12 protein-coding genes are annotated in these 12,467 nt (G+C 51.2%); 3 read left to right on the plus strand and 9 right to left on the minus strand.

Annotation, left to right across the window (positions count from 1 at the left end):
• Positions 1 to 3: 3 nt before the first annotated feature.
• From EGO56_RS09655 to EGO56_RS09685, 7 genes are all read right to left on the minus strand, one after another.
• Positions 4 to 1,068 carry a fimbrial protein gene (locus tag EGO56_RS09655; protein WP_135908777.1) on the minus strand — a complete coding sequence of 355 codons (1,065 nt, stop codon included), beginning with the start codon at positions 1,066 to 1,068 and terminating at the stop codon, positions 4 to 6.
• Positions 1,065 to 3,677: an outer membrane usher protein FimD gene (gene fimD, locus EGO56_RS09660; RefSeq protein ID WP_167493429.1), complete on the minus strand. Its 2,613-nt coding sequence runs from the start codon at positions 3,675 to 3,677 to the stop codon at positions 1,065 to 1,067. The genes EGO56_RS09655 and fimD overlap by 4 nt, the downstream gene beginning before the upstream one ends.
• An 84-nt stretch (positions 3,678 to 3,761) precedes the next feature.
• Positions 3,762 to 4,448, minus strand: coding sequence for a fimbria/pilus periplasmic chaperone (locus tag EGO56_RS09665; protein ID WP_135908781.1), 687 nt, complete (start codon positions 4,446 to 4,448; stop codon positions 3,762 to 3,764).
• 29 nt (positions 4,449 to 4,477) lie between these two features.
• On the minus strand, positions 4,478 to 5,164 hold the full coding sequence (locus EGO56_RS09670; protein WP_135908783.1) for a fimbrial protein: 687 nt from the start codon (positions 5,162 to 5,164) through the stop codon (positions 4,478 to 4,480).
• A complete protein-coding gene (gene fimA / locus EGO56_RS09675; RefSeq protein WP_135908785.1) occupies positions 5,124 to 5,684 on the minus strand; it encodes a type 1 fimbrial major subunit FimA in 561 nt (186 codons plus the stop codon). The genes EGO56_RS09670 and fimA overlap by 41 nt, the downstream gene beginning before the upstream one ends.
• Positions 5,685 to 6,443: 759 nt before the next feature.
• Complete coding sequence (locus tag EGO56_RS09680; RefSeq protein ID WP_238348959.1) at positions 6,444 to 7,802, minus strand: thioredoxin domain-containing protein; 1,359 nt, start codon at positions 7,800 to 7,802, stop codon at positions 6,444 to 6,446.
• Positions 7,789 to 7,992: a hypothetical protein gene (locus tag EGO56_RS09685; RefSeq protein WP_135908786.1), complete on the minus strand. Its 204-nt coding sequence runs from the start codon at positions 7,990 to 7,992 to the stop codon at positions 7,789 to 7,791. The genes EGO56_RS09680 and EGO56_RS09685 overlap by 14 nt, the downstream gene beginning before the upstream one ends.
• Positions 7,993 to 8,294: 302 nt before the next feature.
• Between EGO56_RS09685 and uraH the strand changes: the two genes are divergently transcribed.
• Entirely contained in the window at positions 8,295 to 8,717 is a 423-nt protein-coding gene (uraH, locus tag EGO56_RS09690; RefSeq protein ID WP_033732693.1) for a hydroxyisourate hydrolase, read from the plus strand.
• Here the strand turns inward: uraH and EGO56_RS09695 are convergent.
• On the minus strand, positions 8,635 to 9,654 hold the full coding sequence (locus EGO56_RS09695; RefSeq protein WP_238348960.1) for a LysR family transcriptional regulator: 1,020 nt from the start codon (positions 9,652 to 9,654) through the stop codon (positions 8,635 to 8,637). The genes uraH and EGO56_RS09695 overlap by 83 nt on opposite strands.
• 151 nt (positions 9,655 to 9,805) lie before the next feature.
• Between EGO56_RS09695 and EGO56_RS09700 the strand changes: the two genes are divergently transcribed.
• Both EGO56_RS09700 and EGO56_RS09705 read left to right on the plus strand, forming a co-directional pair.
• On the plus strand, positions 9,806 to 10,555 hold the full coding sequence (locus EGO56_RS09700) for an SDR family oxidoreductase (RefSeq protein ID WP_135908789.1): 750 nt from the start codon (positions 9,806 to 9,808) through the stop codon (positions 10,553 to 10,555).
• 180 nt (positions 10,556 to 10,735) lie between these two features.
• Positions 10,736 to 11,836: an NADH:flavin oxidoreductase/NADH oxidase gene (locus EGO56_RS09705; protein WP_135908791.1), complete on the plus strand. Its 1,101-nt coding sequence runs from the start codon at positions 10,736 to 10,738 to the stop codon at positions 11,834 to 11,836.
• A 42-nt stretch (positions 11,837 to 11,878) separates the two neighbouring features.
• Here EGO56_RS09705 and EGO56_RS09710 read toward each other — a convergent pair whose 3' ends face one another.
• A complete protein-coding gene (locus tag EGO56_RS09710; protein WP_135908793.1) occupies positions 11,879 to 12,463 on the minus strand; it encodes an NUDIX domain-containing protein in 585 nt (194 codons plus the stop codon).
• Between the last annotated feature and the right edge of the window lie 4 nt (positions 12,464 to 12,467).

Here is a 12,467-nt window from a genome sequence, read left to right on the forward strand (position 1 = left end):
GCCTTAGTCAAAATCGACCCGAAGATAGCCTTCGGAGGTAAACTTTCCTTCAGCCGGTTTATTACCCGTTATGCTGATGGGCCAGGCCGTTATTGGAACGGTTGCTGAGGCATTGCCATCAAGCTGAAAAGGAATTTTACTCTCCGCGTTATTAGGTATTAACGGCTTTTTATCTTTGTCGGCCAGAACGAAACCGAGATCCGGGTTATCTGAAACAATGGCGTTGCTGGCGACATTGCTCGCTTCAAGTCTTAAGGAAAGCATCGCCTGGGCATCAATATTTTTGCACGTAATACCAATATTGCGGGTCTGCGGATTCACTCCTGCAGGCTTATTACCCGCACCTGCAGCAGCAAAAGCAGAGGCACCAATATTACCGAATTCAATGGTAATAATCTTATCTGGGGTGAATTCGCAATTCTGCGGAATGATAATCTGCCCACCAAGGGTTACGCTGGCAATAGCCTCACCGCTCACCTGAATGCCTGGTTGCGTATTTAAATAGGTCTGCAATGCAAGAACGCTGAACTGCGAAAATCCGATAAAAGGTTTACGGATCCGTAACGAGATTTTACCGCTGTTGCCGGTTCCCCAGCCACTGCTCATCTGACTGCGGTTCATCGCAAGCTTATTTGACGCATCGTAAAAGGGTACCTGAGGATAGGTCTGACTGTTTCCTCCGACAAAAACCTGAAAGGAAGCATCAAGATAGTCATTCAGTTTGTACCACTGAGTGTCGCCGATCTTTTCTGAGGGCTGAAGCGGACTCACTGCGGTTGCATAGGCTTCTGCTGTAAAAGGATAAGGTGGCTCGTCGCAATGACCAGTATAGGAGCCCTGCCCCTGAAAATCGGTCGCATCCATAATAATGGTGCCCGCTTTATCCTTATCTTTATCCGAAATATCCTGCTGGATATTGTTGATTACAAAATTGTGCGTTCCACCCTGTGCCGTACAATGGTAACTGTAACCAAAGGCAGGTGCGCTGCCTGCCAGTAACGATAAAGTTAAAAGCGTTAATGCAGAATGGCCTGGCTTTCTGTGCATTATTAACGGGGATGTATTCATTTACTGTTTTTCACCATGGCAATGCAGTTAAGTGTCATGCGTGCGACAGGTAATGTTTCACTTTCTGCGGGTAGCTGATAAGGAATAGTACAGTTATCCGCTGAACCGCTGCCCCATACCACTGAGAGCGTGCCTTTCTGTTTCACGCCAGTCAGATAGGCTTCGCCGCTGTCACCCACAATGCTGGATGCACCTGTTGTTTTCTCTGTCACTGAGGCTCCAAAAGGCACGGGATGGCCGTCGTGTATCAGGCTGAAAATAGCCCTGAGTCCGACATGCGTATTATATTCTGCCCGCACAATGGCCCCTTCAGTCGGCACCACATCACGAACGGTGTCGTCGAGTTCGGTATGCATATCCAGGCTTTTCACATCCAGAGCAACACGATTGCTACGATAAACGGAGGCATAAGGCATCACTGCATAACCACGCCAGTCGGTGGTGACGCCGGTTTCGTTCTCTACCCGCACACCTTTCGCACCCGGTGCTTTGATAAGCACATTGGTATCGCCAAGCGGCTGGCTGAGTGTAATACCGTTGGCATGGGCAATGACGCCGCCTGAAATGTCCCAGTTCATTGCGTGGTCACCATTACTGTAGCTGTAGCCACCGCTTGCCCTGGCATCTGATCCATCCCAGCTGACATTCAAATTGCCACTGTTGCCGTTCCGGTTACTGTGGCCTTGCATGACGCTGTAGCTGAGGTTATTTCCCTGCAGCAGAGTACCGGTTACACCGGTCTGCATTTGAGTAACCCCATTCTGATCGCGGTTAGCCTGGGCTGTCGCATACATACTGTTAAGCGCTTCATGCTCGGCCATGTCATGGCCCAGCCAGCGCCCAAATGGAATTGAAATGTTCAGTGAGATAAGCCGATCTGTTTCTGGCATACCCTTACTGCGGCTGAGCGAATAGGCCAGATTATAATTAATTCCGTGCCAGCCACTGGAGAAGCCAGCCTGATACCATTCATCACTGCCATTACTGTTCCAGTAATCCTGATGTGTGGCGCTCAGGTTTAACGATCCCCAATCACTGATCTGCTGCGAAACACTAAGCTGGAAGCGCCCTTTCTTGCTATTCAGAAGATTGTGGTAACTGACAGGTTCAAACTGCGGACCGCGCCCGTCACCATTATCTTTCCATTCATTCTGATAGCCGTTCATCGCTTCCCATGCGGTTTCACCCAGCGTGTAGAAGCCGCGCGTTGAATAGCGATACCCCAGCAGTTGAAACGTGGTGCCGGTATGATTAAGCGATTTGGCATAAAGGAAACGAACAGACTGGCCGTTGTGTGTGCTTCCATCTGTTAGCTGACTGCGGGCTGCGGTGACATCAACCGATACCGCGCCCCAGTCGCCGAGGTTGCGTCCAATTCCGGTCAGTATTGAGAAATAATTTCTGGCAATCTGGCTGCCGCCATAAAGCGTGGTGCCATTTGTCAGTCCTCTGGCCAGCGTTCCCTGTGCAAATAATGGCGCCTCTTTACCCGCCAGGCCGCTGCGATAGCGACCGGCAACGACATCATATTTAGTGCGTCCCTCACGCTGAAGTAGTGGCACCGTGGAGTATGGCACAACAAATTTCTGTACCGATCCAGCATCATTTTTTATCGTAACTTCAAGATCGCCACTTGAAGACGTTGCATTCAGATCGTTAATCTCAAATGCGCCAGACTGCACCACATTCTGATAAATGACGTAGCCATTTTGCCGCACCGTAATCTGCGATCGTCCGGAAGCGATACCGCGAATCGCTGGCGCATAGCCTTGTTGGCTGTTGGGGTACATCGCATCTGAGGAGTAGAGCCGGACGCCACGAAAACCCAGACTCTCGTAGATATCACCTGAGCTATTACTGTCGCCCAGAACCAGTTCGCTTTTAAATGGAATGATGGTGCGTTCAACAAAGGTAGAGATATTCTGCCACTGACTTTGATGGTAGCCATCAGCATAATCGGCGTAATTCCAGGCACCGTTGTTTCTGAGCCGCCATGCTCCGATATTTAAACCGCTGGTCAGGTTCAGATAATAACTGCTGTTTCTGTCACCTTTGCTGCCGGTCAGCGTGTAATTCAGCAACGCTGCATTGATACCCTCATCCCAATCCTCTGGCGGAATATAACCTTCTGCACTGTTTCTTAGTGCAGCCTGAGGGAACGTCAGCGTCAGGCGCTGCGATGAAAAATCATAATATGAGGTAGCACCCGGAAAGCTTTTAGCGAAATCTATGCACTGATCCTGGTTATCTGTTGCCGTTAACGCCATCAGATTTTCAGTATGAATGCCCAGCCGTTTCAGCCATGCCACTGTCAGGCAAGGCTGCAGCCCTGTACCGTCCGATTTTACGACTGCAGGCGCGGTGCCGGTCTGAGGCTGAGAAGCAATGGCGACAAAGCGCAGTGGACTGGTAGTGACAAATTCGTCGTTGCGCCAGATATCAACGCGATAAACGCCGGGAAGCTGCCCTGAGCCATTTTCGAAGCGAGAAAGATCGGCAACTTCATTGCCTTCTTTCGTCAGAAAGGCCGGGTTAAACCAGTCCTGAGCATGAGCAGAACCAGAGAGCGCGACAAACAGGGCAAGAGCTGAATACCGAAAAAATGGCATTTTCCCCTGAGCCGATCTGCTGAATACCGGGTGGCGCATTATCGTGTCCCTGAGCGTTTAAAAAGAGGAAATCGTGGCAATGGATTAATGGATACCGCTGCTTTGTGGCGCAGTGATAGCACCATAATCATTTATGGTCTGGTAACGAACGTTTCCGGAAACACCCTTTGGCAATGAAAGGGTGAGATGTCCGAAGGGAGAAACCATTGTGTTTTCAAATTTCTTATTCCCCACGCTGATATTCACAAGCGATTGATAATATGGCGTCGGGTTATCAATGGTCAGCTGCCCTGCTCTTTCCTGAAACCCAATCTTTTTGGCCGACTCCATTTCGCTAATCGGTAAGCCATCCGGTCGCATAAAAAGCTTCATTCTGGACAACACAGCCAGCTGCAGAGTATTCCCCTCATTCACTGCGTCTTTATTAACCGCCGGGATCGCTTTCACATTCATCCAGTACACTTTTTCCCGGTCTTTGGGCAGAGCCGCACCGGTATAAACGATACGCAGATTGTTTTCACTTTTAGGTGCAGCGGCAAACAGCGGCGGCGTAACAATGAAATCTTTTACACGTTGTCCATTTTCATCCTCTACCCACGCCTGAATAAGATAGCGTTCATGTCCATCACTATTGGTGACAGATAACGATGCCTGGCTGTCATTTTCCGGGTAAATAATTCGGGTAGCACCTGGCGCAATACCGCCCGCATGAGCCGGGTTAAATACACAGGCTGCCAGCATGGCCGCACAGATTAATGATTTTTTCAGCATGATGTTTTGACCTGTTTAAGGGGTTCAGATTAGGGGTACGCGATATTCAGACGAACTTCACTATGCAGTTCTTCAGGATGAACACGTAAAGATGAGGCAAGATAACGTGCGATATAATGAATTTCCGTATCCTTTCCACTCGCCTGACGCACCATCACGGGTGCCCCATCGGGTCTAATCTGTTTCCCTTGTGTATCGGAGATTAATAATCCGACATGACTATCTTCACTTTCCTGCCTGATGTTTTCCGCACTCTCATCATCAGAGGCCACCTGAAAAAGGGTCGGCATTAGCGGGTTCGCCGCTCCTGAAAAGGAAATATTTACGCCACCACTGATTTCACTTTTACAGTCGGCTAAGTAAACCGTAAAAGGCCGCGCTGCTGTGGTGATATCACCCGAATGCCTGAAGGCGTGTAACGTAAAGTTCCCCATATCAACATGCATATCCGCATGGTCTGAGGTGACAATACATGCTCCGGCAATAACCTTTCCGTGGATGTGTAATTTCCCGCTTGTTATTTCAGCATCGTAATTTTTCACAGCGCCATATCCGGCGAAGGAAGTCAGAAATAATCCGACGAGCAAGGTGGTAAAATCAGGACGCATCATATATTCAGTCTCTAAGAAATGCCCATTCTGCCCAATAAGGCATCGAACAAAATGGGCGAAAAACTTAGTTGTACTGCATGATGAAGTTCGCGTCAGCGTTTGCATCACCTGCTGTTGCTACGCCAGTTGATTTATATTGCGCCGCAAATTTCAGGATATTTTCACCATTGATCAGTGTGGTTTTATCCGTAAAGGTAGAACCATCCATCTTAACGACGGCAGAGGTATTATCCAGAACCTGAATACCAATATTTGTTGCGGTGCCGCTGTTTGAGGATGAGAGATCCTCATCTACAGCCAGTAAGGTTGGATCCTGAGCATCAGTACGACCTGAGAAAGCCACTGCAGCGGTTTTAGCAACAGAGATGTCACAATCTTCCAGTTTGATCTGGAAAGGAACAATCGAGCCAAGTACACCGGCAGTTTTGAAATGATGGGTGGTGTATTCGCCCAGCTTAACTTCCTGATTGTCAGTGTCTGTGCTGACTGAGCACGGTGCTGCAACCAGTTTCCCTTTAAAATGGACCGTACCGCCGTTAACTGTGATTGGAGTATCAGCATGCGCCACACCTGCAAAAAATGCCACAGCGGTGCTCATGATTACAGCCAGTTTTTTCATTTTCATTATATATCCCTTGATTAAAGTTTCTGTAACTACACAACACAACTTCACGTTTCTCCCGGTTTTCCGCCCCGTGAGAATTATGACGTGCCCTGTCCCTGCCACTTATTAAAGGTGCAGGGAAAGATTGAAAAACACTAAAATTCGATACAGGTAAACTGATTGAGATGTTTTTTTAAAATCGCCAGCCTGAAGTTTTTTCCGTTACGTATACGTTTATTTCATTTATCTGGCTTTGATAAAGCGCCAGGGCCAGAAGGAATGTCGACGAGTATAAAACCTGGTTGGACAGATGACAAACCCTGCATCGCTGACTTAATAAGCCAGCAAAGATTAACTTTCATCAAAAATAAGGAATATGTGTATTTAATAACCAGCGCAACACCAATAAATATCAAACACTTAAATGGAAAGGTAATTCATCTGAATATACATATTGCGAGAATATCAGTTAAAATAAACACCATTGACCCTCCGGCTTAACCTGAATTTTACCGGGTTCGTTTTTGTTTCGTTTATTTTTAATAAGCATGAACAGGTTTTCAGACCAGTGCGACTGAAAGAATGAGCATAAATAAAATTTAAACGCGTCAGCGTCATGCATAAAAAATGAATACTAAAGGCTGATGATATAAGGGGTGATAATTTAATAAAGACAATGTCAGACGTATACAGCAAGAAAAACCGGAAGAGCTGCTGCAGCCCTTCCGGTAGGTTCAGGAGGATAAAATTTAAATCAGCAAACGTCAGAACAAGACACAATCACTTTTTCTGCTGACCGGATGCTTTACTGATAGCATCCTGCAGCGCTTTTTCATCCGTGCCGCCAGGGAAAATTGTCACGTTATCCATTGATGCACCTGATGCTGGCATCACGATCATGCCAGGCGTTCCCTGGAATCCCAGGTTTTGCGCCAGTGCATCGGTGCGCGCCAGGATACTAAGCATCTCCTGTTCATCTTTGGCTTTTAACTTACTGGCACCGGCTGCTGAAGCCGCTTTGTTAATATCGCTCTGGGTCAACTGGCCTTCAGTGTGATTAGTGGCAAATAGCGCATCATGATAATTCATGTAAGCATCGCCGCCCTTCTGCTGCCAGATTTTAAGACCCGTTTCGGCTGCTTTCAGAGAGGGTTTCCAGCGATAACCAAAAATAGGCCATTCTTTGAAAACAAAACGTACCTGAGGATTGTTCTTCATTAACGACTTAATCACCGGGGCCTGGTGCGAACAGACGCTACACTGGTAATCGAAGAACTCTGTAAACACCACTTTTGCGTCGGCGGGGCCGATTGAAGGCACGGATTTGTCATTCAGTAATGCATCCTGATGCTGCAAAACGGCGCTGGTCATGACTTTACGCTGCTCTTCATGCTGCAACTGCTGAAGTTTTTGATCGACTTCAATCAGTAACTCCGGATGTTTAAGTAAATATGCTTTAGCCACCTCTCCAATTCGTGCTTCCTGTTCAGGTGTAAACAGCGCTTCAGAGCCTGCAGCGTTACCTGTCGTGGATTTGTCCGCTTTGTTGGCATCAGTTGTTTTCTTGTCGGGTGCGACCAGTGGCTGCGATGAGGTGTCAGTGGCGCCTGAAGCGCTCTCAGCCGGCTGTTTTGCTGCTGCCGGTTGTTCAGCATCAGAGGTTACTTTTTCTGGCTGAGGCTGTGCTGCCTCTTTGACATCGGGCTTCTGTGGTACAGCAGCAGGCGTGGCGGTTGATGCTTCCGGGGCTGCGGTAGCCGGCGCTTCATTGTTCTGTGATGATGACGCAGAGTCAGATGTCAGCGCTGCTGTTGCATTGTCTTTTTTACTGCTTTGCGGTGTTGAATCCGCGTCAGATTGAGCGGTAACCGGTGCTGATGGTGCCGGACTGGCCGGAGATGACGATTCTGGCTGCGGCGCAGATTGAGGCGCTGTCGACGTTTTGGTTGCTGACACGTTGCCTGCCTGTGATTCAGATTGTACAGCCGATACTGGCGAAGTATCGCTGACAGCCTGCTCGCTGGCGCTGGCATGATTCTCTGCATTATCAGAGACAACGGCCTCATTCGCCATTGCAGTTGAAACGCCGGTAGCCCCTGCCAGCAACATAATGGCCAGTGCCAGATTATTCATTCTCATTGCTTGTTTTGTCCTGAAAGTTGGGTCGTTCACGTGTTATAGCGATAGCCATCGCTCTGGTGCCCGGATTGATGATGTGGATCCCCGGCAGCGCCTGTAAGCGTTGATCTGCGCTGCTATGCCTGAGCAAAACAGCAACGATGACAAAAGAAGAGCGGCGCTGCAGTAGCAGCGCTCTGGCTATTTTCATTAGTGCTCTCTGTAACTTATTGATGCGCGTCATATAAAACGGCGTTAAGTGATTACCCGCCCCGCTTTCAGTACTGAATTGAGCCGGTGTTTAAGCTGTTGACCTGATTACGCTGAAAGGCCGTTAACGCACGACAGCTGAATGATTGATTGGAAGATCTTTTGTATGATGTAACTAATTTACCGATATTTATCCTCTCTCGGAAATTTCACATTTCTTTCGGGTAAATACCGCTTTCGGCACAGGCACATTACTCTCTCAGCACTGTCACCCGACCTCAACAGTCAATAAAGGAAACATTGATGAAAACTTCATATGCTTTGATTGCTACATTACTGATGACCTCTGGCGCATCCGCTATCGCAGCCCAGCCGGCTGCCGCGAAAAACCCGCTGAGCGTGCACGTTCTTAATCTGCAGACGGGCCAGCCAACAGCCGGTATTGAAGTTGAACTGGATCAGAAACAGCAGGATAACTGGGTGAAGCTGGCGTCAGGCGTCACCGATAACAACGGTCGTATCAGCGCCCTGTTCCCGCAGGATAAAACGGCCAGCGCAGGCAGCTACCGCGTCGTATTTAAAACCGGTGACTTCTATAAAAAGAGCAACCAGAAGACCTTCTTCCCGGAGATCCCGGTTGAGTTCAACATGGAAGCGAACGGTGAGCATTACCATATTCCATTACTGCTGAGCCCGTTTGGTTACTCAACCTATCGCGGCAACTGATGACCGTCCGGCACTCAGGTGCCGGATTCCCCTCTCCCGCGACACGAGCCGGAAAACTGGACACCAGCCAGTCAATGAAGACCCGTAATCGTTGCGTCACGTGCCGGTTTTGCGGATAGACCAGATGAAACGGATAACCCGCGGGACGCCAGTCGCGCAGGATCTCCACCATCTCACCCCGCCGCAGAATCGACGACAGCGAATAGCTGAACGTCTGAATAATCCCCAGCCCTGCCAGCCCCGCGGCCAGATGCCCGTTACTCTCATTGACGCCAATACGATGCGCACTGATGATCTCAACTTTCTCTCCCTGCCGTTCGAACCGTAGCGGAAACGGTTTACCGGTTAGCGGCGAAAGGTAACTCACCAGCCGGTGCCCGTTATGCAGTTCATCAGGATAGGCAGGCACGCCAGACGCTTTCAGATAGGCGGGTGTCGCGCAGGTGATCAGCGTAGCGTGACCAATCAGTCGGGCGACCAGTGAAGAGTCAGCCAGGGGACCGCCACGGATCACGCAGTCAACGTTATCGCTAATCAGGTTAACCGGGCGATCGGAGACGCCAAGATCGAGCGTAATGTCCGGATAGCGGGCAAAGAAGTCAGGCAACATCGGGATCAGAATATCCCGCGCGGTTGATCCGCCGATATCGACACGTAAATGCCCGCGCGGCTTACTGCGCAGCGCATTGAAACAGGCATCGATATCCTCCAGATCGTGCAGGATACGCAGTGCCTTCTCATAGTATTCCCGCCCCTCCGCGGTAACGGTCACGCGTCGGGTCGTGCGCTGCAGGAGCCTGACGGAGAGATGCGCTTCCAGCTGCTGAACCAGCTTGCTCAGCGTGGCTTTCGGCATGTTCAGCGAGTCCGCCGCGCGGGTAAAACTGCCGCTTTCCACTACCCGTGAAAAAGCTTTAATCGCCAGCAGCTGATCCATTCGCGTCCCCTATTATCCACCAGCATGGATAGTCATTTTCATTTTAGCGGATTTATCCGTCAATCCTCCTCTCTTACATTAGCCATCAGTCCGGCAGCCCCGCTGACCGGAAGAGATAAATCAGTCAATGCAACCATTCGGAGAAACGCTAATGAACGCATCACTTGCAGGAAAAATTGCGCTGGTAACAGGCGGAACCAGCGGAATTGGCCTGGCCACCGCACGGGAACTGGCGGCACAGGGCGCGCAGGTATTTATTACCGGCCGGCGTCAGGCGGAACTGGATGCTGCGGTCGCTGAAATCGGCGGAACCGTCAGCGGTATCCGGGCCGATGCCTCTCAGCTGCACGATCTCGACAACGTTTACTCCCGCATTGCAGCGCAGGCCGGACGGCTGGATGTTCTGTTCGCCAACGCCGGAGGCGGCGACATGCTGCCGCTGGGCGCGATTACTGAAGAACATGTTGATCGGATCTTTGGCACCAACGTGCGCGGCGTGCTCTTTACGGTACAAAAAGCCCTGCCTCTGCTGGTTGATGGCGCGTCCGTGATTCTGACCGGGTCAACCACTGCTTCACAGGGTACAGCGGCCTTTAGCGTCTACAGTGCCAGTAAAGCGGCGGTGCGTAACTTTGCCCGTTCGTGGGCGCTGGATCTGAAAGATCGCGGCATCCGGGTTAATGTCGTCAGTCCAGGCCCGATCCGCACGCCGGGGCTGGGTGGTCTGGTCAGTGAAGATCAGCGTCAGGGCCTGTTTGATGCGCTGGCCGCGCAGATACCGCTTGGCCGACTGGGAAAACCGCAGGAAGTGGCCAGAACCGTTGCTTTTCTCGCGTCAGATGCCGCCAGCTTTATCAATGCGACAGAGCTGTTTGTCGATGGCGGAATGGCGCAGGTCTGAGTGCTGATAACAGACCCTGTTGCGACGGCAGCGGGGTCTGCATCCCGCTGGCTAAGCGCAGCGGTGTACTCAGCTAAGCCCAGCCGCAGTCATAAAAAGTCACGTTGCAATCATCCCGCCCGGCCAATCCCCCGCTATAGTTATTGCCTGTCACGTCCGTCATAACACCATGGAGATAACATGAGCCAACTTTTTTCTTCTGTCTCACTGGGCGAACTTACGCTGGATAACCGCATAGTGATTGCGCCGATGTGCCAGTACTCCGCTGAGGCAGGCAATGCCACTGCCTGGCACCGTATCCATCTTGGTCAGCTCTCGTTTTCCGGCGCGGGTCTGATGATTATCGAAGCCACTGCCGTCGAGGACATTGGTCGTATCTCTCCCGGCGATTTGGGCTTATGGAATGATGACAATGAAGCCGCGCTGAAAACGGTGCTGGAAGATGTGCGCCGCTACTCCTCTATTCCGGTGGGTATTCAGCTTGGCCATGCGGGCCGCAAAGCGTCGTGCGCCGTGCCTTGGGAAGGCGGTAAGCAGATTGCGCCAGATGCCGGCGGCTGGCAGACCGTGGCGCCGTCAGCTGTGAGCTACAGCGAGGGTGAAGTGAAACCGCTGGCTATGAGCATTGACGATCTGCAGCGGGTAAAACAGGCCTTTGTCGACACCGCCCATCGCGCGGTACGCCTGGGCATTGAGCTGATCGAAGTCCATGCCGCACACGGCTATCTGCTGCATCAGTTCCTGTCGCCGCTGTCGAATCAGCGTAGCGACGAATATGGCGGTTCGCTGGAAAACCGTATGCGCTTCCCGCTGGAGGTGTTCAAAGCCGTCCGTGAAGCCGTACCCGCGTCCGTGCCGGTAGGCGTGCGCATTTCCGCTACGGACTGGGTCGAAGGCGGCTGGGAAATTAAGCAGTCGATCGCTTTCTCACGCGAGCTGGAAGCGCTGAACTGCGCTTATATCCACGTCTCAAGTGGGGGTCTGTCGGAAGATCAGAAAATCAGCGTCGGGCCAAACTATCAGGTGCCATTCTCTCGCGATATCCGCGAACAGGTGTCGATTCCGGTGATTGCGGTTGGCCTGATTACGGAACCGCAGCAGGCGGAAGGTGTGCTTCAGCAGGGAGATGCCGATCTGGTCGCTCTGGCGCGCGGTATTCTCTACGATCCACGCTGGCCATGGCACGCCGCGGCTGTACTGGAAGGTAAAGTTCAGGTTCCGCCGCAGTATCTGCGTTCTGAACCGCACGATGTTAAAGGCATTCTGACGCAGGACCAGTAAGCTTTAAGGGCAGAGCGAATAGACGGCGCTCTGCCCGCTTTCTTATAAAATGCCTTTGAGTCGCAGATGCTGTAGCAGCATGATGGTTTTCGCATCCACAATCTCACCCTGGTCAATCGCCTGCAACGCCTGGTCGAAACCGATCTCCAGCACCTCGATATCCTCACCCTCTTCCGCTATCCCGCCGCCTTCACCGCTGCGCTGCTGGTCGTCATACTCAGCAATAAAGAAGTAGAGCTTCTCCGTCACCGAACCGGGGCTCATAAAGGCTTCAAACACCTTCTCAACGCGGCTGACGCGAAAACCCGTCTCCTCTTCCGCTTCAGCAACAATGCGCGCTTCCGGCGAGGCGTTATCCAGCAGGCCCGCGGCCGCTTCAATCAAAAAGCCATCATGCCCGTTGAGGAAAACCGGAAAGCGAAACTGACGTGTCAGCACCACCGTGCGTTTGTCACGGTTGTAGAGCAGGATGACCGCGCCGTTGCCCCGGTCATATGCTTCACGGCTCTGCTCCTGCCACTGGCCATCACGGCGCAGCAGCGAGAAGGTATATTTCTTCAGGGTATACCAGTTATCTGACAGCAACTGCTCACTGATGATGCGCACATGGGATTGGTTCTGCTGCATGGTG

Source organism: Pantoea vagans (genome assembly GCF_004792415.1).
Lineage (GTDB): Bacteria > Pseudomonadota > Gammaproteobacteria > Enterobacterales > Enterobacteriaceae > Pantoea > Pantoea vagans.

What these genes read in the sequence shown, in the direction of transcription:
- EGO56_RS09670 (WP_135908783.1), bottom strand. Translation starts at nt 5,164, where the DNA reads ATGCAAACGCTGACGCGAACTTCATCATGCAGTACAACTAAGTTTTTC.
- EGO56_RS09710 (WP_135908793.1), bottom strand. Translation starts at nt 12,463, where the DNA reads ATGCAGCAGAACCAATCCCATGTGCGCATCATCAGTGAGCAGTTGCTG.
- EGO56_RS09705 (WP_135908791.1), top strand. Translation starts at nt 10,736, where the DNA reads ATGAGCCAACTTTTTTCTTCTGTCTCACTGGGCGAACTTACGCTGGAT.
- EGO56_RS09700 (WP_135908789.1), top strand. Translation starts at nt 9,806, where the DNA reads ATGAACGCATCACTTGCAGGAAAAATTGCGCTGGTAACAGGCGGAACC.
- EGO56_RS09685 (WP_135908786.1), bottom strand. Translation starts at nt 7,992, where the DNA reads ATGAAAATAGCCAGAGCGCTGCTACTGCAGCGCCGCTCTTCTTTTGTC.
- EGO56_RS09655 (WP_135908777.1), bottom strand. Translation starts at nt 1,068, where the DNA reads ATGAATACATCCCCGTTAATAATGCACAGAAAGCCAGGCCATTCTGCA.
- fimD (WP_167493429.1), bottom strand. Translation starts at nt 3,677, where the DNA reads ATGCCATTTTTTCGGTATTCAGCTCTTGCCCTGTTTGTCGCGCTCTCT.
- EGO56_RS09695 (WP_238348960.1), bottom strand. Translation starts at nt 9,654, where the DNA reads ATGGATCAGCTGCTGGCGATTAAAGCTTTTTCACGGGTAGTGGAAAGC.
- fimA (WP_135908785.1), bottom strand. Translation starts at nt 5,684, where the DNA reads ATGAAAATGAAAAAACTGGCTGTAATCATGAGCACCGCTGTGGCATTT.
- EGO56_RS09680 (WP_238348959.1), bottom strand. Translation starts at nt 7,802, where the DNA reads ATGAGAATGAATAATCTGGCACTGGCCATTATGTTGCTGGCAGGGGCT.
- EGO56_RS09665 (WP_135908781.1), bottom strand. Translation starts at nt 4,448, where the DNA reads ATGCTGAAAAAATCATTAATCTGTGCGGCCATGCTGGCAGCCTGTGTA.
- uraH (WP_033732693.1), top strand. Translation starts at nt 8,295, where the DNA reads ATGAAAACTTCATATGCTTTGATTGCTACATTACTGATGACCTCTGGC.